This window comes from Cupriavidus sp. GW823-FHT07B10 (assembly GCF_058794355.1).
This window is the reverse complement of record NZ_JBXAGS010000013.1, coordinates 111,153-133,851: the sequence shown is the minus strand read 5'-3', so window position 1 is coordinate 133,851 and position 22,699 is coordinate 111,153. Positions and strand designations below refer to the sequence as shown.

The following is a 22,699-nucleotide window of genomic DNA, read 5'->3' as shown; positions in this document are numbered from 1 at the left end:
GACGATGGATGCGGAGCGATCTGTTCGGTGACGAGCATTCGCTGTGAGGTTAATTTAGCGTCTTATCTGACCACTAAGTATGTAGCGCCCGGCAATAGACTAATACAGGCGGTTCGTTTATATCTCCACCTTGGTGCCCAGTTCGACCACACGGTTGGCAGGAATTTGGAAAAAATCCGATGGCTTTGCCCCGTTCTGATGCATCCAGGCGAACAAGCTTTCGCGCCACATCGGCATGCCCGGAAGCCTGGACGGGATCACCGATTCACGCGCGATAAAGAATGACGTTTCCATCAACTCGAAATGCATGCCGAGCTTGCGGTCAGCCAGGTCCAACACCTTCTGCACGTCCGGCGTTTCCTTGAAGCCGTATTCTGACTTCAGGATAAAGGCGCCACCGCCCAGGTCTTTGCAACTGACGCGTTGGTCGTCATCAACATAGGGGATGTCGCGCGTAACGAAGGTCAGGAACACCACACGTTCGTGCAGCACGCGGTTGTGCTTAAGGTTATGTAGTAGTGACACCGGCACCGTGTCGATGCTTCCGGTCAGGAATACCGCGGTGCCCTCGACGCGATGCGGCGGGTGCGCCAGCAGGCCGGCAATGAACGGCTCCAGTGGAATGCCATCTTCCAGGCTGCGCGCGCGCAGCAGCTTGCGTCCGCTGTACCAGGTCATCAGCATAAAGAATGCAGCGCTGCCCAACAGCAGTGGGAACCAGCCACCTTCGGCGATCTTGAGAAGGTTGGCGGCAAAGAATGCTAGATCTACCAGCAGGAAGCTAGTGCCCAGCACCGCCACAAGCGCCGGGTCCCACTTCCACACATTGCGCATGCATACCGCTGCCAGAAAGGTGGTGATGACCATGGTGGTGGTCACGGCGATCCCGTAAGCCGCAGCCAGGTTCTCCGACTTCTTGAACGAGATGACCACGCCGATCACCAGCACCAGTAACAGCCAGTTGACTACCGGCAGGTAGATTTGGCCGATTTCGGCGGCAGAGGTATAGAGTACGCGCATGCGCGGCACGAAGCCGAGCTGGATCGCCTGGCTGGTCAACGAGAAAGCACCCGAGATCACGGCCTGCGAGGCAATCACGGTGGCGCTGGTCGCTAGCAGCACCATCGGCAACTGGAGTAGTTCCGGCACCATCAGGAAGAACGGGTTTTCCACGCCGGCCGGGTTGTGCAGCAGCATCGCGCCCTGGCCGAAGTAATTCAATATCAGGCACGGCATTACGAGGACGAACCAGCCGATGCGGATTGGGCGCGCGCCGAAGTGGCCCATGTCGACATATAGCGCCTCGGCCCCGGTCAGCACCAGAAATACTGAGCCCAGCACGATAAAGGCCTGCAGGGCGTGCTCGACCAAGAAGCTAATGGCGTAATAAGGATTGATCGATTTCAGAATCTCCGGTGCCTGGACCAAGTTGAGGATGCCAAGCGCTCCCAAGGCAACAAACCACGTCGTCATGATAGGCCCGAACAGCTTTCCAACCGCTGCGGTGCCGTGGCGCTGGATCAGAAACAGCGCTGCCAGGATCACCAGCGTGATTGGTATTACGAATTGCGAAAGCTGGGGAGCCGCGATCTCAAGTCCCTCCACTGCCGACAGGACCGAGATCGCCGGCGTAATCACGGCGTCGCCATAGAACATGCAGGCGCCGAAGATGCCCAACATCATCAGGATCTTGGCCTTCCTCGAGCGCTGCGCCACGGTGCGCAGCACCAGCGCCATCAGCGCCAACACCCCACCCTCGCCGTCGTTGTCGGCACGCATGACGAACACCACGTATTTGATGGAGACCACGATGATCATGGCCCAGAACAGAATCGAGATGACGCCCAGCACGGCATCAGGGCTGAAGGCGATGCCGTGTTCCTTGCTGAAGCACTCCTTTAGTGCATACAGCGGACTAGTGCCGATATCACCGAAGACGACACCGACCGCGCCGAGCACCAAGGCTCCTGTACTGGGGCTTTCGACGAAGTAATGAGCGGTGGCGGACTGGGTCATCGAATTATTTTTGTTAATCGCTCATCGGCAGATCGCTGAAAGGCAAGTTGAATGGACTCGTGCGATTCTAGATGAACGGTAGACGATCGACCATCTCGCCCGGTCAGCCAGATCCACAAAACTGGCGCCGCCGCGCTAGCCGCTACATTGCGCATCATGGACATCCTTGCTGCCCTGCACCTAAGTATCTGACCGAATGATCAACCGCACCAGCAATTTGCATATCGGCATGACTGTCGCTACATCGCAGACCATCTGATCCATGCTGTGGTCGGGGACGTTTAACGCGCCGGCCCGGTCTTTTCCTACGCCGCCGTGACGCCGCAGCCACCGCCGCACGCATACCGCCCTCACCGCAACGAGCGCAGCGCGCAGACTTCCTGCTCGGCGATACCGTCTCCTCACCGATCAGCCTTTGCACGAGCACATCGGCACCATCGTGGGCCTTAACCAGAAGACCGCCTGTATTCAAGGCGAGTCGAGCGAAGGTCACTGGCCCCTTTCCTGCGACCTCCAGCATAAGGTCTTCGAGGCATCTTGCCAGACGAAATCATGCGATAGCATGAGACGTCGCAAGCAGTCCCTTCATGAGATGGGGCGCCAGCGTAATCAGACACAATCCGACAGCGCGCCGGCCCACGTTCCATGTATGCTGGAATCGAAGGTTATATCCTTCACTTTACCTCCTTTGAACTGCCCGCCTCTCCGGCGGGTTCTTTTTTCCCACATCAAGCTGGATCCCTTGTTGGCACTACTCATTCGCCTGCCATGGTGATGGTTGCAGTCCGGCGTCAGGGCAACTGAGATTGAATGGTTGCTCGGCCGAAGCCTGACGATGAAGAACGAGCGCGCTCAAATGAATCCGCTAGATGGGCAGCGAGCTCGGTACCGGCCACCCGAGACGCTCCTGCGATTCCTGGAGTCATTGTCATTATGTGAACCAGGGGAGCACAGGCCACGCGGCGCTTTCTCTATCCATGTGGCACTCTCAGACCAAGGGTCATCTACTCCTATTCCTGAACTCCAGCCAGTTCACGCCCCGCGAAGCGAGACGCAGCATCCTTTTTTCTGTTGGATCGGTGGGCATTTCACTGTTCCGTACGAGCAGAATACACAGCAGTCACCCCGCCTCGGCCGCATAACTGCACCGCAGTGGCCACACTCGTAATAGAACTGGCATGCATTCGTAGGCATAACTTCCTTTTTTACGCAGCCACAGTGCGGGCAAGTGAGGGTCGATTCAAGCAGAATCTTGCTCATAGTTGTTTGGCTTGACACCTGTCGAGGCGAATCTACAGTCATTCATGCCAGCAGCGTCACACCGGCCCAGGCAATCAACACCGCCCCTAGCACGCGGCCGAGCCGATCGCCGCCCGGCACGATTTTTTCCACGAAAACGATCAGCGACAGCGCCGCGATCCACAAGACGTTCATCACCCCGCCCACGAATAACAGCGTCATCAGCAAGCAGCAGCAGCCGACGCAGTACGCCCCGTGACGCATGCCGAGCAGGAAACTTCCCGCGACTCCCGAGCGCCAATGCTTAGTAAGGAAATTCGCCGGCGAACGGCACTGCTTTAGGCAAGCGCGCTTGAGCGGCGTGAACTGATAGAAACCTGCTGCAGCAAGAACGATTGCAGAAAGGACCGCGCTCTTCGACCACAACATCATGGCGGAGATAAGCCCGGTGGGCTGCAGGATCATCTGCAGCCATGTCGCGCAAATCGAAAACGCAAGCCAAGCAGTCAGATAGCCAGCCAAAAGAAGCATCGACGGAACGAGTGATCTCGATTCCGGCGCGCCGTAATATCGAATGACGCGCCGATACAGCAAGATAAGCGGTGCAGCGCTGGGCGTCATCATTGCGATCATCATCGTCCACCACATCACGACCACGGTCGCTAGCGACATTTCCATGCTGCCGCCATCTGCCAGCCGATGCGGGAACAATGCGACTGCCGTCATGTCGAGTGCAGCCATCCCCGTTCCCGCACCAGTCCACAAGTAGTACCACGACGACACGATAACAGCAACAATACCAAGTGCTGTGATTACGCGCTCACGGCCGAGGAAATTCTCGATGCAGCTCATGTGGCAGTATGATGCCGGATGAGACCTTTATTGTTCATATGCAGTCGTGCGAACTGCGCGTACGTGCTATTGAGATTCAGCGCGATATTGCCTTGCGAGCGACTCGTCCCCGAGCCGATTTCGGCAATCTCGTATTCGAAGCCGAGCGGCAGATCGATTCGAGCGCGATGCTCGGCGCCCGTCACCGGATTCCGAATCGGCTCTCCCACGATGTCGAATACCCCCTCGACATGAATTCGGCCGCGCCTCGCATCAACATCGACGTCGAAATCGATCGTCGTGAAGATAGGATCGTAAGCCTGTTCGAGCGTCGACGCGAAAACAGAGAACATCGTTGCGAATGGCTCGGTATCCTGACCCGACATGATTTTCAGAACGGCATCACGTTGCTCCGGACTAGCCCGTTCGTCGACAACTGGCTGGCACTTGCCCTTGCCTTCGTGAATCGGACCCGGCCATTTGAACACCACCGCGATGTTGACGCCGTCGAGTCGCACGACGTCATAGAAGCCGTTGCTGATCGAAATCGCACCCATGGCTTCGCAAAAACCATGGGTCGGTAGCGCGTTGAACTGGCAAGGGCAACCGTATGAGCAATTGCAGTTAATCAGCTCGGTACCTTGAATTTCCCAGGGGGTCATGGTTGTTGTCCTATGGTTGTTTCCCTGCATTCTGAATGTACACCAAGCGCCACTTCGGGGCTCGCTCGGTGCCATCAATGCTTGTTCCTCGATCGTTTGATTCGAATCTAGTGAAGCGAATCGGCAAAGTCAAAAAGCTGCGGGCCCCCAGTTGTGTCTTCTTGGCGGGGGCCGAAGGCGTCAGGTCTGGCGATTCACACTGGAGAGTGGCCATGCTGTCGAGGCGCTTGAGGTGGCCTTTGCCAAATACGGCACGCCGGAGATCGTCAACACCGTTCAGGACAGCCAGTTCACCGCCGCACAGTTCACCGACGCCGTGCTTGGCCGCGGCATCCAGCTGTCGAGGGACGGCAAGGGCCGTTGGCGCGACAACGTGTTCGTCGAACGACTTTGGCGCAGCATACGAGGAGGTCTATCTGAAAGCCTACGACTCGGTCAGCAATGCGCGCGGATCTATCGCGAACTACGTGACCTGGTACAACGAACGACGACCCTATTCCAGTCTGGAGACCAGATCCCGGATAAGGCATACTTCGCCACGCTGCGAGCAATCAAAGCGGCAGCCTGACTGCACCAGCGCTTCCACTTATAAACTCCGGCTCTTTGTCCGAACAAGCGAAACTACCTCTGTGGCATTTCGTTTGCTTCGCGGGAGAACTGTAAGACGGCCTCGTAAGCTCTCACTGAACGCCGGCCGCAAATGCTGACATATGCAGCTGTTCGTTGGTCAGCCCGTGGCTCCTGGTTATGAAAATCATGCAAAGACTGCAAAAGTTCGAATGTAGAAATTGCAAGATCGATTTGAAACCTGAAAGACATTTATCGATTTTTGCATGTCGGTTTGTATCGAACTATGATTCTTTGGATCGCCAATTGGCGCAGCGCTGAGCGACATGGGCAACCTTAATGATCTAGTTTCCGATCCTCGTTTGAACAACTATGCGCGCCGGTTAGGTGTTAAATTACCACTCGAGGTCGGCTTGACGCAGTGGAAGGGTCGTGTTTATTACCACGTTAGTGGCGTGCATCACGACGGGCGTCGCTTCCTTATTGAAGTGTTTAGGACAACCGCTAGCGGAAACCTGGAGGCCATTATGGCTTTCGAGTATCCGCCGCCGATTCGGGATCTCGATCTCAAATAGGGAATGTCGATCGACTATGCTGATGGACCCAAGAGCAACATGAACTTTGAAGCGCCTTGATGCTTGATTCGACAAGTTCGCGTCCTTTATCGGGAACCCGGCCAGCTGGTGTCAGCTTCGCAGGAAAAGCCAGACGTTTCGCGAGGCGACCACGCGCAGATTCACTTGCTGATCGAGCCCTATGCCTGTTTCTAGGACATGCTGGAGCGCCTGTTGGATCACCCCATGAGCCAGGCCCATGAAGTGGGAGCACAAGCATATCATGGAGAGCAGCTGGCATCTGACATGGCATGATCGTAGGCTATTACTCGCCGACGACCTGACCCAGCCGCTGCGCCAATGGCGCATCCTCGAATTGCCGATCCCACCGCCGCAAGCGCCGCACCCATCACCGCCGCCATCGCAACGAGTTTTGGTGACAAACTAGAAGGCTTTATAAATCAGCGCCTTGCGCAACTCGCAAATTGCAAAACAAAGGTTACCGGAAGCCAATCACGGCCATCCAAGCCTGTCAGGTGAAATTTAGCTACAGTCCGGGAGCGCCCTCAGCGCCGTTCCATGTTCGAGGAGTGAGCTGCTTTGGGTGTGCCATATGTTCACTCTGTTTGCGTCCCTGACGCCAACGTCCGACGCTAGCGCACGCGTCCGGCTCTGTCCTCGCCTGCTTGATTTGCACTCTGGATCACGGCACCGATGGCATTGATGCCGGCCGTAACTTGCTCGCGGCACACACAGCACTATCCTAAGTTTCATTTAGGAAACGCAGCGTGAGGACACACAAATGTCTGCAAGACAACGGAACGGCACCTCGGCGCATCGTGCGTGGCCGATAACGCTTTATAAATCAGGGCCTTGCATAACTCGCAACTCGCAAATCCAAGGCTAACCAAGGTCAATCCAGCCCAGCCAAGCCTCTACAGCCGTGCTGCCAATCGCGACTACTTCATCGCAGCCGCTCGGGCCGGTCAGCATTCTGATACCGCGAAAAAAACCCCCGGGGGACCGGGGGTTCAACGGGATGTGGGACAACATGAAATGTGTACCCGGAGGCAAGTATACCCATGCTTCCGGATTCATACCACAATTGGGTGATGTATTTTCGGACATATAGTCGCAGAGGTTGGAAGCCTTTCGGGGGAGCGACCCTTAGCGCTTATGTCAGCGATGTCTCCAGGTTGGAGTCCGTCTAACCTGCGCCCCTGAATCGCAGGGTAAGTTTGTACAGCCGCTCATCGTCCTCACGCTTCCTTCGACCTTCAGTCTGCTTTGACCACCCAAGATAAAGGCCATACGCGACCCACTCGTCCCGGCGACCAGTGGAGATGTCCCCGTGGGACTTCTCCAGAAGAAGGCGGAGGGACTCCTCCGTGATTGCCGTAAGCTCTTCATACGACCAGGTAGCGGTTCCGGACTGATTGGTTGTTTCTGACATTCCGTTCCTTATTGGAAAAGGCTACGTCGTGTCGATCTATGTGCAGTTCTGCATTCTATCGCTTGGCCAGCGCCCAGCCTGCGGCGACCGCCCCCTCCAAAGTTGGGAACCAGAGCTGCTTCTTGGCGAAGCCTTGCGGGTCAAGGTCCATCCAAAAGCACGGCTTCACTCGTACCATGGAAAACCGAACTTGCCGGGCTAAGTATGGTTGTGAGCACTGAGCCCTCTCTTCGCCATGACATATTGAGCTCCCTATGGTTGGCTGCTTGCAAGCTCATACATATGGTTTTGTTGCCTAATACACCAACGCCTCGTCGTCTGCGTGGGAATGCAATGTATCGTCATTTCAGCTTCAGGCGCGGGCTACCGCTCGCCGAAGTTAAGGTGCGTGGCATGAGGACGGGCCGGAAACTTTTCGAGGAAGCCACCCGATATGTTCGACGATCTGCGCAAACCTTATGCTGATCCTAATGCACCAGCCGCAAGTGGGCCCGCTGATTCAGTCAAGCAGATCCCTGACACAGACACTGGGGGCGACGCGGCGCAACGCCGATACCGTCAGCTTTGCAATACGGCCAATATTCCCCTGTTCAGCCAGGCGTGGTGGCTGGATGCCACCGCCGGTCCCGGGAACTGGGGCGTTGCCCTGGTGGAACGCGGTGGACAGGTGGTCGCAAGCCTTCCCTACGCCCCCCGGCGCCTGTATGGGTTCTCAGTAATCGCCCAGCCAGCGCTGGCCAAGATGGCCGGACCGTGGCTGGCACCGATGGCGGGAAAGCCGGCGAGGATGCTGGGTCAACAGAAGGAGTTGATGGACGAACTGATTGGGCAACTGCCGCGGTTCGACCATTTCCAACAGCACTGGGATCCCAGCCAGACCAATTGGCTGCCCTTTGCCTGGAAGGGATTCCGCCAGACCACCAAGTACACGTACGTGCTCGATGACCTGTCGGATACGGCCGCGCTCTGGAATGGCATGCAGCACAACATCAGGGGCGAAATCCGTAAAGCGGGCTCCCGCCATGGTCTGCAGGTGCGCGACGACCTCGGTATCGATGAGTTCATCCAACTTAACCGGCAGGTCTTCACCCGGCAACGCATGCCGTTGCCATATACCGACGACTACGTGCGCCGCCTGGACGCTGCATGCGCGGCGCGAGGGGCCCGCAAGATCTTCATTGCCGTGGATAAACAGGGCTACCGTCATGCAGGCGTCTATCTGGTCTGGGACGGACAAGTCGCCTATTACCTAATGGCCGGCTCGGACCCGAAGCTGCGCACCAGCGGCGCTAGCAGCCTGTGCATTTGGGACGCCATCCGCTTTGCCTCTGGCGTGGCGCGCACGTTTGACTTCGAAGGTTCGGTGCTGGAGCCGGTCGAGCGCTTCTTCAGGGGATTCGGAGGCAGGCCGCAGCCTTACTTCTTTGTTCAGAAGACCCCATCTCGCATACTTCTGACCTACCTGTTCCTGCGTTCGCTCCGCAAGCCCTGAGGTATGACCTGGATGACATTGTGCAATTACCCGAGCGTCAAGTGCTCGGGAACAAGGACGCGTCGCCAGTGCCGCCGGATCACCTGCATTCTGCAAAATCTGCGCGTCGACACCGCAGGTTCAACGGCGCGGCATCGCGATCCAGAAGCGACAGGTATTCCTCGACAGCTTGGGGCAGCGGTAGCACTATCCGGCGTACATTGGTTACTGCGGGATTGGTTACTCAGAAGGCGGCGGACAAACTTCCGCAACACCTGGCCGGCCTTCTCAACGCCTTTATGGCTGACTCGGACGAGCAGCCAATCAGCGATAAAGTCGCGTCGTCTTCTCACACCTGGTTTACTATTGCGATTTGGTTTGCGATTGCGTTGTAGAGGTCGACCTGATTCTGCTCGGTCCTGATGGAAACAATCAGACTGTAATTGGCCACGCTGTCAAAGCGTTCCAGTCCCGGGCGGGTTCTCCACCATCCCGGTGCAGGATACACGGCGAGGACCCCCCGGCTCGCCAGTTCCGCAGCCGTGCCTTCCCATACGTCCTGATGGAGGGAGCCGCGATGGCGCTGCCGATCACCCAGATACCAGTCCGCGTCCGCAGCGTTTAGAGGATCCTCATCGTCACGCTCGACGGCAGCGTTCACGCGTGCCACAAACGCTTCCGTCGTCGCATCGAGCGGGCGCTGCACGTCGAAACGCAGACGATGGGACGGGTAGTGATACTTTGAAACGCTTCCGCGCGCTGACGGATTGGGCTCGATAAAGTAGGAAAGGGTAACCCGCATTTGGACAGGCAGCCCCTGCAGCGCCTCCAGTTCCTCGCGCGGCCACGGCAGCGCATGTAGGTTCATCTCCCGCGAAGCGGGACCGACACCGCGCTCCTTTTTATAAGGCCGCAGTGCATCCTCAATAACGAGTGTCAGCGAATTGGACGCGCTCCAGAGCGCGCGGTCCAATGACGGCTCGCCCCATCCGCAATGCCTGATCAAACGCGCATAGGCCGCCTTGCCGGGTTGCGCCGCAGGCAGATACGCCTTGCGCATTCCTTCCGTCCATTCCGCCGAATGCACGATCAGGGCGCGAATGGTTTCCGGCCGCATCTGAGGATATTCCGCAGCAATTTCCGAGGCGAGCTTTCCGCACAGGGCTGCTGCGGCACTGGTCGCGTTGAACGTGGTGAAGACTCGTTCACGGGGCAGATGGTGGGCGGACAGCAGCTGCAGGCTGTCCATGCCGATGGCACCAAAATTGTCGCGCGCGACATTGCCACCCTCCATGACGACATCAGGCTTCAATGGCCATGCGCTTTGCCAGGCAGCCGAAGTCGTCGAATACGGACTCAAGCCGCCCTCTTCAGCGATCGCTTCGTAGCCTGCATGCGCAGTCGTCTTGGCGGTACACGCCCCAACTGTCAAGGCATTCCAGGCTTGTCCGGGGTCATGGATCAGATTCGTCGACAAGCTGTCCGGGTAGGCGTTCCACGCATCGATATCGTTCGTATTGCCTGCCGACAGTACAAAAAGCCGCGGAAACTGTCCTTCGTTGTCGGCATCTGCGGCCAGACTATCGACCTTGGCCGACCATGAAGAGGGGCGGCCCCGATCTCGGTAGTCCGATGCCGTGACGGCCGAACAGAAGATGCGTTTGCGGTCCGGGTACGAAATTTCCGGGCGGGAGACGGCCTCACCAAAGAGCTGCGCATGAAGCTCAGGCTCGCCAGCGTTCGCACCCGCCTCCTTCAGCAGCCTGACTGACTCGAGCCGGTGGTAAATCGCAATGGGCGCGTTCGACTCGATCGCCTCGGTGAGATCGCCATATGCACCGAGGCCCGCCATGCCCGTACCGTGATTCGCCTCGTCATCGGTCCGACCATCCTTCTCGACCGAGTACATGTCATCCTCGGCCATTAGGGGAGCCAGTAATTCATGACCGCGGTTCACTCCGGAATCCAGCAGGCAGAGCCGCGGAGCATCCTCGGCGGCAGCGAGATGCGTCCGCTGGATTAGATCCTGCTGCCAATCGCGCTGCTCTTCAACGCCCATCGTATCGAAGAAGTCGGCCGTTTCCTTGGCGCGGCGGAATTCGGCGACACAGTTCAGGGAGAGCAGCGAGGTCTTGACCTGGTTCTGGCTCCCATACATGAGCACCACCGTACGCTCGGGAAAATCGGTCTGCTTGTCGGGCACCTGGCAGCCGGCACGCTGCATCAACGCCTTGAAATCGCCAATGACCGCGTTTCGGTTACCCCGGACCGGCAGCCACGCCTCCCACCAAAAACCTTCGTCCTGATCTTTTGGCAAGAGCTCGGGCTCGTCGGTCCAGAGCGTGCGGATTTCGATCGGCTGGATGGCGGCAATGGTATTGATCAGCGGCTTGTGGTCGAGTGGCCCGCCGGCCTTGTTCTTCTTTTCGCCGAGGTAATCCGCGACATAGCCCTCGAAATGCGCGAGCTTCCCCTCGGGGACGAACACGCTGGCAAAAGTCTGCTCGCCGTCCTGCCGTACGCTCAGAAGCTCGATGTGACTCCGGGGGTTGCCGCGCTCGGCGCTGAGGCTCTGCACTGCAAGCTCAACATTGGGCTGGCTTGCAAACTGGATTTGGACGCCAAGGCCGCTGGAGAGGCCCAGGGCAGCCTGTTCGGTATGGGCGGCCACAGCGACCGCCTGAAGCCGTTCGATTTGCGCCTGGAGCGTTTGTCCATGCTGCTGCCGTGGCAAGTCGGGAACGACAGGCCGACCGCGGCCATTGGCGGCATGTGCAGTAAATGGAGAAGAAGTGGATGTGCCCGTGGGCAGTAAATGGCGACGCTTATTTTGCGGCGGGACCGGCATGTGGTTGCGAGTTCTTATTGTTCAGTCTCTGGTTCAGCTTCTTCCGTTCGACCAGCGCAGCTTCCAGCGCCTCCGTCGATATCTTCGGCTCGTCGTGCATCAGCGCTTCCTTGATCGCTTCGTCGACCGCCCGGCGCAATTCCGCATAGCTCAACCCCATCGCCGTCTCGGCAAGCGCGGTGAGCGGCAAGGATTTCGGCGCAAACGAGCCCAGTCGGGAACGCAACAACAACGCGGATTGCGCTACGCTGGGGACGTGATATTCGATCACGTCGTCGAAGCGGCGGAACAGCGCGTAGTCGAGGATCTCCGGATGATTCGTGGCAGCGATAATGAGGCTGTTTGACTGATCGTGCTCGATCATCTGCAGGAAGCTGTTCAGCACCCGACGGATTTCCCCGACGTCGTTCGGCATGCCTCTCTGGGAACCAATCGCATCGAATTCGTCGAAGAAGTACACGCCGCGCACGTCCGAGATGGCATCGAATACCTGCCGGAGCTTGGCGGCCGTCTCGCCCATGAACTTGGTAATCAGCGCATCGAGACGCACCAGGAACAGCGGCAACCCGAGTTCGCCGGCAAGGACCGAAGCGGTCATGGTCTTCCCCGTACCAGGGGGGCCGACCAGCAACAGCTTGCGACGCGGAGACAGTCCGTGCTCGCGGATCCGCGTAAGCATGCGCTGCTCTTTCAGTATCCGCTGCAACTGCTCGCGCCCCCCGTCATCCAAGACCATATCCGCCAGTCGGTTCGACGGGTAGCTCACATGGAGGAGATTCGCAATCTCGCCACGCGGGCGTGCAATGGGCACTATTTGACCTGCCGTCGGCCGCGCCGCCCGTTGTTTGGCCGAGTCGACCATATCCCGCAGCTCTACGGCGAATCGGCCATGCCCCACCTTGGCCTCATGGGCAGCCACCTGCATCGCAATCGAATAGAACTTCCCATCGTCCTGATCGATGTGCGATTTTACGAGCGCTTTGATCTGGTCTGCGCTGGCCATGATGCGAACTTCCTCCGGAATGTGGCGTGTTGATACTGACGCTGCCCGCTACCGTTGATATCCGCGCTGCAAGCCGTGTCGTCAACAGCACATGTGACGGCGGTTGACTGCCTTCAGTTTAACATCCGCGCCCCATTTCCAGAGGTTCGACCCGCACTCAATGAGTAGCGGTCGCCTCTCCGCAACAGAACACCCAACTTCCCATGAGCGAGGGCCGGTCCTCCCTTCAACGCTGAGAACCCGCCTCAAATGGATCAGCGTAGTTGCCAAGGCGACGGCTGGAATCTCGCAAGTCGACACTACGCTGATTATTCAGCCCACTCACCTGCTCGCGGGCACGCTCAAGCTCGGTCGAGAATTGCGTACGCAGTTGCCAGCTCCCTGCCGGCGGCGTCCAGTTCCGCCCGCCCCGGCTCCAGCCGCGCCTGCGTCGCCGCGTGAGCCTGGCGCTCCGCGGCCAGCGTCGCCTGACCCCACTCGATGGTTTGGCGCGCGGCGTGGCCAACTCGGTGGTGGCTGCCTCGTTGGCCGCCTGCCAGATGGTCTGCCCCGCCCCCGGCCGCGATGTCCCTCAGCGTCTCCGGCAAGTCGGGATGGTCGATGGTGACGCGCGTGCGTCCCCGCAGCTCCTGCCAGAACGCCTGCAGCACCTCGGCGGGCTTGCCCATGCACCTGGCTGTAGAGCTTGTTGTCGGTGGGCGTGACGCCGTAGCGGAAGAACAGCAGGCCGCAGACCTCGCGGTACAGCGTGCGGGTCTCAGGAAAACGCGCGCGCAACTCGGCCAAGTCGGCCTGCAGCGGGGCGTCGGTCAGATCGAGGTCGAGGGCCGGCGTGTGCCATAAATAGGTCATGGCAGCCCGAGTCGCTCCTTCATTTGATCGAATAGCTCAGCATAGCTGCCACAATTATAACTTTTGTCGTAGCGATACTTTTCGGCTCCTGATTTGCACTTCAATATAGCGACTTCGTCGTGCGGAATTCGGTAGTCTAGTCCATTCCAATTGCGAAGCAGAACACCCTCACGTCGGGTCGACCAATCTGGCATATTTCCTCTTAATCGAGATAATTCTGCGAGAAATTCGCTGACACTGGAATATCTTTTGTCGGCGGAAGAAATGGCTGCTCTCAATGTGCGCTTAATGGCCGCTGGAATGTAAAAAGGAAGAGTAGAAAAGTCAGCCAAATTTCCGCGTGAAACTTTTTTTTCGATGCAAGAATCCACATAAATGGATAGCTCATACCCACCCTGAATACCAGTAAGCTCCGATTTTTGTTTTTTTGTCAAATAACTAAGCAAATCATTGCTCAAGGACCCACCAAATAACAAAAATCCAATAAGTCCGGCTTGGTAGATATCTGAGGAAAAATTAAAGAATGAGTCCTCACCAAAAGCTTCAGGCGGTCTATACAAAATGCTGTGCTTCGATGCCGGTGCACTACCCGTTTTCTCATCGATTCGCCGAACTGAACCAAAATCAGCAATCAAGAGATTGTCGTTATGAACCAACAGATTTTCGGGCTTCAAATCCCGATGCACAAGCAAATTCGGACTCATATGCAATGCCGCAATTCCAGATAAAAGTTGGCATAGCAGCTTATGAGCCAGAGGAAGTGAAATAAAATACGTATCTAGGAAATTTGCGAGATCACCTTCACTGGCCGCTGGCGTCATGAAATATGAGCAATCTTTTCCCACTTTTCTTGCGTCGTATACTTTCAGGACATTTTCGTGATTTATCTTTGCAATAATCGTTGGCTCTTGATCAATATCACTCTCCCCGTGGAAATATATCTTTATAGCAACTTCCTTTTGGAGCACGCTATGCCGGCCAATAAGTACATATCCGTTCGCTCCAGAGTCGTTGAATGAAGCGATCTCAAACTCTGGAAATTGCTTTAGTGCGCTGATGGCTTCTTGTGGCAAATTTGAAATATCAAGAGCCATGGATCAATTCAACCCCTCGTAAGCCAGGTCATACGCCTTACCAATATCTGCCGTAGCGGGGCGGTTAGTTTTACGTCCATTCTCCCTCCGCTCAGTCGCCGCAATGGTCGCATTGTGGGCAAAGGTTAGCGGCGCGGGCGACGTGGCAAGCAGAACGCCCTCAATCAGAAATGTTCCTGCCCCACCTGCGCCTTGCCCGGAAGTTGCCCTACGATTTACCACAATTTTGTCTATTTAATGCTCAGCACAAAAAGCTCTGAGCGCCTGCACGAAGACCTCGACATCATCTTGTGACGGATTTTTGATGAGTTCGAGTTTATTGAATCGACTGCCAACTAATGTATGCGACTCTCGAGTACCGGTGAGCGCAACGATTCGAGCGAGGTTTGCCTTCAAAAAGACACCAGCGACTACCATTCATCGATCTCCAAATAATTAGCACGGACGTCACTGTCAGCGACAGTGGGATTCTGTCACAATATTGCTAAGAGATTGTGATATTTGTCCGATACGACCAAGAAGCTGCGAGTAGTTTGGGCCAAGCCAAGATAAGGGGAATCCGCTATCAAAAGGAGTACGGCCCCAGACCGGTCTGCTGTTGAAGCGGGGATAATATTAAGTCCTATCCGGCCCGGTAAAACTCCACCGACTGCCCCGCATTGGCCGCCCGCTGCAGCCAGTCGGGCATGTCGCCCTGCCCGTCCCAAGTCTGCCCCGCGGCGTTGCGGTAGCACACCACTGGCGGTGGCGCTGGTGCGGGTAGCGGCGGCGGCGGAGGGGGCGGCGGATCGAAGCACCCCGCCGCTGCCAGCTCCTCCATGGTCAGCCCGTAGTCGGCCATCTCCGCCTGGATCCAGCGGATCGCCGCGGCCCGCTCATTGATTTCTGTCATTGGCGCTGTCGTTGCTGTCGTCACTGCTGTCGCTGCCGTCATCCGGGTTGGAAGCGGCCGTCGGCACGCCCTGCCTGTCATTTTCTTGCTGTCCGTCCTGCTTGTCGTCCAGTTTTTCGCGTGGCGCCGCCTGTTCGGTCGGCGCCGGGCTGCCGGCCTTGCGCCGCCGCCCGCCACCACCGTCCCCCCGCCCGGGTGGCGTCACCCGCAATTCTGCCAGCAGCTGGCGCGCCAGCGCCGCTTCGGCCTCGGCCCGTTCGGCCCGGCGCTGCGCTGCGGCCAACGCCGCCTGCACCGCGTCCAGGTCGTGCGCCACTTTGCGCTGCGCCTGCTCGGCGCTGGCGAGCCGATCGGCGAGCGCCGCGGCCTGGGCTTCGAGCCGGGCGCGGACTTCGGCCTGCGCCACGGCCGCGTCGCGGGCCTCGCTGCGCGCCGCCACCAGTTCGCCGCGCAACGCTTCGGCCGTGCGCTCGCTCTGCTGGCGCGCGGTACGCTCCGCGTCCAGCTCACGCAGGCTCCGCCGCTCGCTGGCCTCGGCCCGTTCTTGCGCGAGGGCCACCGCCTCGCGGGCGCGCTCGAGCTCGGTCGAGAATTGGGTGCGCAGCTCCGCCAGCTGCCGCCCGGCGGCGTCCAGTTCCTCCCGCCCCGCTTCCAACCGGGCCTGAGTCGCCGCGTGCGCCTGCCGCTGCGCGGCCAGCTCCGCCTGCACGGCAGCGTGCGCGTCGCGCGCCTCGGCCAGCTGCGCCGAGACTGCGGCCACCTCCTCCCGGGCCGCCGCGGTCTCGGTCCGCGCGGCATCACGCTCGGCCTCGGCGGCGCTGGCCGCATGGCGGGCCTCGGCGCGCAGCGTGGCCAGCTCGCCGGTGGCGGCCTCGTTGGCCGCCTGCCAGATGGTCTGGACCGCCCCGGCCGCGATGTCCTTCAACGCCTCCGGCAAGTCGGGATGGTCGATGGTGACGCGCGTGCGCCCGCGCAATTCCTGCCAGAACGCCTGCAGCACCTCGGCGGGCGTGCCCATGCTGCCCCTGCGCACCAGGCTGTAGAGCTTGTTGGCGGTGGGCGTGACGCCATAGCGGAAGAACAGCAGGCCGCAGACCTCGCGATACAGCGCGCGGGTCTCGGGAAAGCGCCCGCGCAGCTCGGCCAAATCAGCCTGCAGCGTGGCGTCGGTCAGATCGAGGTCGACAGCCGGCATCGCGAAAAAGCGAGTTATGTGACTATATATATTACTACGTATTACGTTTAATAGCTAACGTTTGCCGTATAACTTTAGACATAACTGCGCTTATGTCTATAATAACAGCTCGAACCGCCTCCCACGCTGACCCGACCTTGGAATCGCCCGCCCATCCGCCCTGCCCGCCTGTGTCCGGCCTCCTCACCGCATTGCCCACGCCACTGGAGCAGCTGCGGCTGCCGTTGGCGCTGTCCGGCGCGGCCGGCAGCAACCGCGCACCGGCCACGGCCACCCGCATTGCCGCGACCGACGACCTCGCCGCCGTCACCGCCTGGCTCGCGCGCTATACCGACAGCGCGGCGACGCTCTCCGCCTACCGCCGCGAGGTCGAGCGACTGATCCTGTGGGCCGTGCTGCAACTGGGCAAGCCACTGTCTTCACTGACGCACGAAGACCTGCTCGTTTATGAACGCTTCCTGGCCGCCCCCCAGCCGGCCGCGCGCTGGGTCCTGACCGGCAGCAAGAAGCTCGCGCGCAGCCACCCCGACTGGCGCCCGTTTGCCGGGCCACTGTCGCCCGCCAGCGTGCGACACGCCCTGGTCATCCTGAATGCGCTCTTTGCCTGGCTGACCGAGGCCGGTTACCTGGCCGGCAACCCGCTCGCGCTGGCCCGGCGCCGGCGCGCCCCCACCAAGCCGCGCATCACGCGCTACCTGAGCCACGAGCTGTGGGCGACCGTCAAGGAAACCGTCGAGGCGATGCCGGTTGGCACCGAGCGCGAGCGGCTGCATGCGGCGCGCTGCCGCTGGGTGCTGACGGTGCTCTACCTAGGCGGGCTGCGCGCGTCGGAACTAACGAGCACCCCCATGGGGGCGTTCTTTTGTCGGCGCGACGGCTCGGGCGTGGAGCGCTGGTGGCTGGAGGTGACCGGCAAGGGCAACCAGACCCGGCTGGTGCCGGCCTCCGACGAGCTGGTCGCCGAACTGGCGCGCTACCGTCGCGCCCACGGCCTGGCGCCGACCCCGCAGCCTGGGGAAACGCGTCCGCTGGTGCTGCCGGTGATCGGCCGTGAGACGGGTCGCGAGGGTCGCGAGAAGGCCCTGTCACGCGGGGCGCTGCACCTGGTGCTGAAGGAAGTGTTCGCCATGGCAGCCGCGCGCCTGCGCGCGCGCGGGCCCGAATGGAAAGCGCAGGCCGATGTCCTGGCGAGCGCCTCGGCGCACTGGCTGCGCCACACCGCCGGCTCGCACATGACCGATCAGCAGGTCGACCTGCGTTTTGTGCGCGACAATTTTGGCCATGCCTCGATCGCGACCACCAGCGCCTACCTGCACAGCGAAGAGGATGCGCGACACGAAGCTACGCAGGAGCGGCATCGTATCGGCTGGACCAGCAAGACATAAGGCGCGACCCGCGCGGCAAGCCAGAAGTATTTCTGCACCATCGGGGGCGCCTCCGAGGTTGACGCCCAGCCTGATCTCGGCTCTACGCTTCCAGCCAGGTATGCTGTCCCCACGCCGCATCCTCGCCGATCTTGGCCGCATGGGATTGCCTACACGCTGGCCGGCCTGGCACCCATGCCGTCGCCGACACAGATGGCTCAGGGGCTGGCGGCGTGCCGGGCGATGCGGCAGCGCGGGCAACAGCCAGTGCTACATGATCTTGCGGTCTCGCTGGCACGCCAGATCGGCGTGGAGCCCGATCTGGCGCGCTGGCCCGAGCTCGAACGCGCGCTGTTGTTCGGCCCCCTGTCGCCGGTCTCGTTCCGCTTGCAAGGCCCAGACCGCCTGAACGAAGCGCCGACCCGGACGCTGGCTGCGGCTCAGGCATTCGGGGCAATACGCGGCCCGGAGTTTACGCCCGAGGAGCTCGGATTGTGCAGCTTGACCGGCAGCCGGGAAGCTGTCGTCGCCTGAACCGCGCCTCACGTCGCCAGCCATGGTAGCCCTGCTTTTTTACGGGCGCGCTGACCTGCTGGTGCATCGTATGCGGGCTTGGCTGCGGGATTTGTAAAAAAATGATTGCGGGCCTGGCTACGGTACAAGGTTGGTGTCAGCTCCCGGGGCGGACCTTTGCTGCCGGCCATCCACCGGAGAAATCGACCACCGCACCGGTCAGGAAGCGAGACTGGGTTGATGCCAGGTACCGAATCAGATCGCCGATTTCCTCGGGATGACCAAGTCGACCCACAGGTACCTCGGACTTCACGTATTCCCTCCCGGCCGGGGCGTCGATGAAAACGGCGCGCGGGTAGTAGGCTTCGCTGTAAAGGAAGTTTGGGGCGACTGCGTTCACTGCAATATTGAGCGGGGCAAGTTCAATGGCGAAAGAACGAAGCAGGGCATTTGCTCCAGCCCTGGCCGCATCGGGAATTGCCGCGCCATACATCGGAAGATGCGTTCGGCATGAGGTGATCATGACGACGTTCCCGCCGCCCTGGGCCTTGAAATGAGGGATTGCGGCCCTCACTAGTGCGAACGGCCGGACCACGAGCATTTCGAGCGTCTGCCGGAGGTCATCCAGCGATACATCGGTCGAGGATCGGTGTATCGCCGGGTAATGGTCATTGCTGACGATGGCGTCGACGCGACCCGCTTTTTGCCACAATGCCTCGAGCAGGAGCTCAGGCGTTTCGGCGCTCAGAAGTTCTGCGCCCGGATGCGAGGCGACGAACTTGTTCCAGCCATCCTGGACGGTGAATGTGTCGTCTTCCACGAAAACGCGGAAGCCTGCTTGCAGCAATGCGGCCACCGCAGGCGGACCGGCGTAGCCAGAGGCATTCGTAACTAGGGCGACCTTTTGATCCATGGTTTGCTCCTGATTCATTGAAAGTATGAACGTGCATGCTTGCACGTGCTGCCTCGGGCGACAGCCGTGAGTCCTCTCTCAGACCACACCGAATGAGTAATAGAGACCAATCACGAAGAATACGGCGAGCGTCTTGATCATCGTGATCGCAAAGATGTCACGATAGGATTCCCGGTGCGTCAGACCGGTCACTGCAAGCAATGTGATGACGGCACCGTTATGCGGCAGCGTATCCATGCCTCCGCTCGCCATTGCCACGACACGGTGAAGCACCTCGAGCGAGATTTGCGCGGCTTGTGCACCTTTCACGAACAGATCTGACATCGCAGCGAGGGCTATGCTCATCCCGCCCGACGCCGAACCCGTCATGCCTGCGAGGGCACTGACAGACACCGCGACCTTTACAAGCGGGTTGGGGATACTCCCGAGCGTGCCGATGACAGCAGCAAAGCCCGGCAACGCGGCGACGACACCTCCGAAACCGTACTCCGAAGCGGTGTTGACCGACGCGAGCAACGCCCCGGCGACCGCATCCCTGGTTCCAGCGGCAAACCGGTCACGCAGTTCGCGGAAAGCGGTGGCAACAACCAGCAGAATGCCCAGAAGCAGAGCGACTTCCACGGACCAGATTGCCAGGACGGAGTTGATCGTAGTCGTCACCGGGGAGTGAAGGCCCGGCAGGACATCCGGTGCAATCGTATATGTCGGTCCGTACCAGGCAGGAATCGCGCGGGTGAAGGAGTCGGCATCGTTCTGGCCAATCCCTGGGAAACGAGCCAAGGCAAGCTCGCGCCCCCCTGCGTGCGCCAGGCGCTGGCTATCCTTAACGAGTGTTCGCGTGGCTGACCGAAGCCGGCTACCTGGCCGGCAATCCGCTCGCGCTCGCTCGCCGGGGCGCCCCCGACCCGGCCGCGGATCACGCGCTACCTGAGCCACGACCTGTGGAACGCGGTCAGGGCTGAGATCGAAGCGATGCCGGTCGCAGCCGCGCGCGAACGCATCACGGCTTTGTCGCCGTGACGCTTGTCATGTCGTTGCTGCTGGCCTGGTAGGTGAGCGTGCCGGTGATGTTGGTCACGGCGAAGGTCACGCTGTTCTTTCGCTTGGAGATCGTTCCGCTCGTGACCATGCACTGTCCGCCGGCGCCCGTTGTGCAGGCCGAGCTCCCGCTGTAGCCGCCGCTCCAGGTTCCGCTCACGGTTGCGTTCGGCACCGGGTTGTGGCTGGCATCGTGCACCGTGACCGTGACGGTGGTGGTCCATCCCGTCTTGTTTCCGGTGCTGCTGGCGCTCAGGCCGCCCACGTGCACCACGGGCAGACTCGCGATGTCGGCTCGAGGGCCGCTCGACAGGTCCAGGGCGAAGCTGCCGCCCTTGCCCAGGTTCACGCTGTCCTCGGACGGGGACACCTGGATGGTGTACGTCCCGGCCACGGTTGGCAGTGCGTGCAGCGTTTCCTGACGGCCGATGCCACCGCATTCGACGCCGGCCATGCACAGGCTCTCGGACAGCACGACGCCATTGGGGTCCAGCAGCCGGGCGTCGAGATCGGGATCCCACTGCGCGGCGAAGCAGCCGCCCAATAGCGGCAGGATGCATTTCGCCTGGCCGTTAATGGTGACCATGGCACCGATGGGAACACCGAGGTCAGCCTGGGCGATGGAGAACGTGTAGCTCCACTGACCATGATTCGCCACGCTGCCGGTGACCCTGCGATACGTCGGAAAGACGGTCGGCTGGTAGCTGGTGCCCCCCTTGGCGCTGGCCACCAGGGCGTAGCCGTCAAGGAGCCCGGCGCCGATATCATTGTCCTTGCCGGCGGGGCCGCGGTCCTGCGCCGTGGCTTCGAGCTTCTGCCGCAGGCCCGCTGGCGACAGGATCGGATTCGCCTGTAGCGCCAGGGCGACGATGCCGGAGACGAACGGCGTGGCCATGGAGGTGCCACTGTAGGTTACATAACCGCTGACCGTGCCGGCCTCTGCAGCCGTGATGGTCAGTCCGGGTGCACAGATGTCCGGCTTGACACGGCTATCCAGCGTCGGTCCCCGGCTCGAAAACGGCGTCACGTAGATGCCGTCCGAATGGTTGGGCGCGCCGGCGGGAGCGGACCACTCCGCGCATGCCGCCACGGTGATGGCTTGCGCTGCGGCCCCGGGCGAGCCGACCGTCCCTGGTTCGTCGCCGGAATTTCCGGCCGCCACCACCACGACAGCACCGCTGCTCACCGCTGCATCGACGGCCTGGCTCAGGGAGTCCTGTCCGTCTGACGGCGCGCTGGAGCCCAGACTCATGGAAATGATCCGCACCCCTTGGGACACGCACCAGTCGATGCCGGCGATGACCTGGCTCTCGAGTCCGGAGCCGGACTGGTCGAGCACCTTGGCCGCGTAGATCGCTGCGCCGGGCGCCACGCCCTTGTAGGTGGCGGCGCCCGAGCCGCCCGTGCCGTCGCCGAAGGCGATCGACGCGACGTGGGTGCCGTGGCCGTGGTCATCATATGCACTGGTCCGTCCATTGATGACATCAAAGAACGGGATCGGTCGCGCGTCAAGCTGCTCGTGGTTCGGATCGACGCCCGTGTCGACGATGCAACCCTTGATGCCGGCGCCGTCAACCCCGAAGCTGGCGCGTGCCGCTTCCGTGCCGAAGTCGGCGCGGGCGGCGTTGAGCTTGGTCGAAACGGTGAAGTCCTCCTCGATCCGCCGCACGCCAGGCTGCTGCGCCAGCGCCCTTATCTGGGCGGTCGTCATGGTGGCGGAGAATCCGCGGATGATCCTGAATTCGCGGTCCAGCGTGAAAGCACCGACCGCCTGCCGCGCCGTGGCCGCAGTGCCCGGGCCGCTGAACGTGACGACGACACGGACGAGGTCACCTGGCCGTGCCGCCGCGATCCGCGCCTGCAGATCATCGGAGACCCGGTCGCCGTCACGGTCGACTAGGCGGGCCGAACGCGCTGCCTCCGTGCCGGGTGCCGGCCGGTTCGAGTCGGGCAGCGGCGCGGCCTGAATGGACAAAACGACAGCCGTCAGACAACCCAGTGCAGCGAAATGGCGCATTTTAGGTTCCCCTTTTTGTTTGAGGCAATTTCGGGAGCGCGCAGCTTCCCGACCCGTCAATCGTCGTCCCAGCCTCGGGCTAAAGGCTTCCAATGGGTGTGCGCCAGACGGTCAAACAAGCGCGACCGGTTGCGTGAAATGCGGAAAATTTACCATCAGATCAAGAACTAACGGACA

General features: G+C 60.4%; 14 protein-coding genes and 4 pseudogenes. 4 read left to right on the top strand and 14 right to left on the bottom strand.

The genetic code is table 11. The features are described 5' to 3' along the window. Positions 1-117: 117 nt before the first annotated feature. The 4 genes from AC1Q6V_RS24395 to AC1Q6V_RS24380 form a co-directional block, all read right to left on the bottom strand. Positions 118-2,016, bottom strand: a complete 1,899-nt coding sequence (locus tag AC1Q6V_RS24395) for a potassium transporter Kup (protein WP_011154037.1) — start codon at positions 2,014-2,016, stop codon at positions 118-120. 1,032 nt (positions 2,017-3,048) lie between these two features. Further along, a complete protein-coding gene (locus tag AC1Q6V_RS24390) occupies positions 3,049-3,276 on the bottom strand; it encodes a GDCCVxC domain-containing (seleno)protein (RefSeq protein WP_082236118.1) in 228 nt (75 codons plus the stop codon). A gap of 42 nt (positions 3,277-3,318) precedes the next feature. Continuing rightward, entirely contained in the window at positions 3,319-4,107 is a 789-nt protein-coding gene (locus tag AC1Q6V_RS24385; protein WP_011154036.1) for a DUF2182 domain-containing protein, read from the bottom strand. Next, positions 4,104-4,748: a DUF1326 domain-containing protein gene (locus tag AC1Q6V_RS24380; protein WP_011154035.1), complete on the bottom strand. Its 645-nt coding sequence runs from the start codon at positions 4,746-4,748 to the stop codon at positions 4,104-4,106. The genes AC1Q6V_RS24385 and AC1Q6V_RS24380 overlap by 4 nt, the downstream gene beginning before the upstream one ends. 196 nt (positions 4,749-4,944) lie before the next feature. Here AC1Q6V_RS24380 and AC1Q6V_RS24375 point away from each other — a divergent pair. Both AC1Q6V_RS24375 and AC1Q6V_RS24370 read left to right on the top strand, forming a co-directional pair. Continuing rightward, positions 4,945-5,316, top strand: a pseudogene (locus AC1Q6V_RS24375) (integrase core domain-containing protein); the annotation flags it as partial. Positions 5,317-7,755: 2,439 nt separating this feature from the next. Beyond that, entirely contained in the window at positions 7,756-8,814 is a 1,059-nt protein-coding gene (locus AC1Q6V_RS24370) for a GNAT family N-acetyltransferase (protein WP_011154032.1), read from the top strand. Between the two features lie 328 nt (positions 8,815-9,142). Here the strand turns inward: AC1Q6V_RS24370 and AC1Q6V_RS24365 are convergent, their stop codons facing one another. The 7 genes and pseudogenes from AC1Q6V_RS24365 to AC1Q6V_RS24335 all read right to left on the bottom strand — a co-directional run bounded on the left by AC1Q6V_RS24365 (position 9,143) and on the right by AC1Q6V_RS24335 (position 16,677). Further along, positions 9,143-11,641: a S8 family peptidase gene (locus tag AC1Q6V_RS24365; RefSeq protein WP_011154031.1), complete on the bottom strand. Its 2,499-nt coding sequence runs from the start codon at positions 11,639-11,641 to the stop codon at positions 9,143-9,145. Then, positions 11,619-12,644, bottom strand: coding sequence for an AAA family ATPase (locus AC1Q6V_RS24360; protein ID WP_011154030.1), 1,026 nt, complete (start codon positions 12,642-12,644; stop codon positions 11,619-11,621). Before AC1Q6V_RS24360 ends, AC1Q6V_RS24365 begins: the two co-directional genes overlap by 23 nt. Before the next feature lie 268 nt (positions 12,645-12,912). Further along, positions 12,913-13,496: pseudogene (locus AC1Q6V_RS24355) on the bottom strand (DNA-binding protein); the annotation flags it as partial. Then, positions 13,493-14,590 carry a protein kinase family protein gene (locus AC1Q6V_RS24350; protein ID WP_011154028.1) on the bottom strand — a complete coding sequence of 366 codons (1,098 nt, stop codon included), beginning with the start codon at positions 14,588-14,590 and terminating at the stop codon, positions 13,493-13,495. The gene AC1Q6V_RS24350 and the pseudogene AC1Q6V_RS24355, both read right to left, overlap by 4 nt. 3 nt (positions 14,591-14,593) lie before the next feature. Further along, positions 14,594-15,007, bottom strand: a pseudogene (locus AC1Q6V_RS24345) (DUF3010 family protein). Between the two features lie 205 nt (positions 15,008-15,212). Next, on the bottom strand, positions 15,213-15,482 hold the full coding sequence (locus AC1Q6V_RS24340; protein ID WP_011154027.1) for an H-NS histone family protein: 270 nt from the start codon (positions 15,480-15,482) through the stop codon (positions 15,213-15,215). Then, the gene (locus AC1Q6V_RS24335; RefSeq protein ID WP_011154026.1) at positions 15,466-16,677 is read right to left on the bottom strand and encodes a DNA-binding protein; all 1,212 of its coding nucleotides are present in this window, start codon (positions 16,675-16,677) and stop codon (positions 15,466-15,468) included. Before AC1Q6V_RS24335 ends, AC1Q6V_RS24340 begins: the two co-directional genes overlap by 17 nt. A gap of 170 nt (positions 16,678-16,847) precedes the next feature. Between AC1Q6V_RS24335 and AC1Q6V_RS24330 the strand changes: the two genes are divergently transcribed. Further along, positions 16,848-18,062, top strand: coding sequence for a tyrosine-type recombinase/integrase (locus AC1Q6V_RS24330; RefSeq protein ID WP_052181629.1), 1,215 nt, complete (start codon positions 16,848-16,850; stop codon positions 18,060-18,062). Between the two features lie 174 nt (positions 18,063-18,236). Further along, positions 18,237-18,575 carry a hypothetical protein gene (locus AC1Q6V_RS24325; RefSeq protein ID WP_176844256.1) on the top strand — a complete coding sequence of 113 codons (339 nt, stop codon included), beginning with the start codon at positions 18,237-18,239 and terminating at the stop codon, positions 18,573-18,575. A gap of 136 nt (positions 18,576-18,711) precedes the next feature. Here AC1Q6V_RS24325 and AC1Q6V_RS24320 read toward each other — a convergent pair whose 3' ends face one another. The 3 genes and pseudogenes from AC1Q6V_RS24320 to AC1Q6V_RS24310 form a co-directional block, all read right to left on the bottom strand. Continuing rightward, positions 18,712-19,467 (bottom strand): SDR family oxidoreductase, encoded by a 756-nt coding sequence (locus AC1Q6V_RS24320; RefSeq protein WP_010811870.1) that lies wholly within the window; start codon positions 19,465-19,467, stop codon positions 18,712-18,714. 78 nt (positions 19,468-19,545) lie between these two features. Further along, a pseudogene (locus AC1Q6V_RS24315) lies at positions 19,546-20,253 on the bottom strand (GntP family permease); the annotation flags it as partial. A gap of 214 nt (positions 20,254-20,467) precedes the next feature. After that, positions 20,468-22,522, bottom strand: coding sequence for a S8 family serine peptidase (locus tag AC1Q6V_RS24310; RefSeq protein ID WP_037024422.1), 2,055 nt, complete (start codon positions 22,520-22,522; stop codon positions 20,468-20,470). Positions 22,523-22,699: the final 177 nt, after the last annotated feature.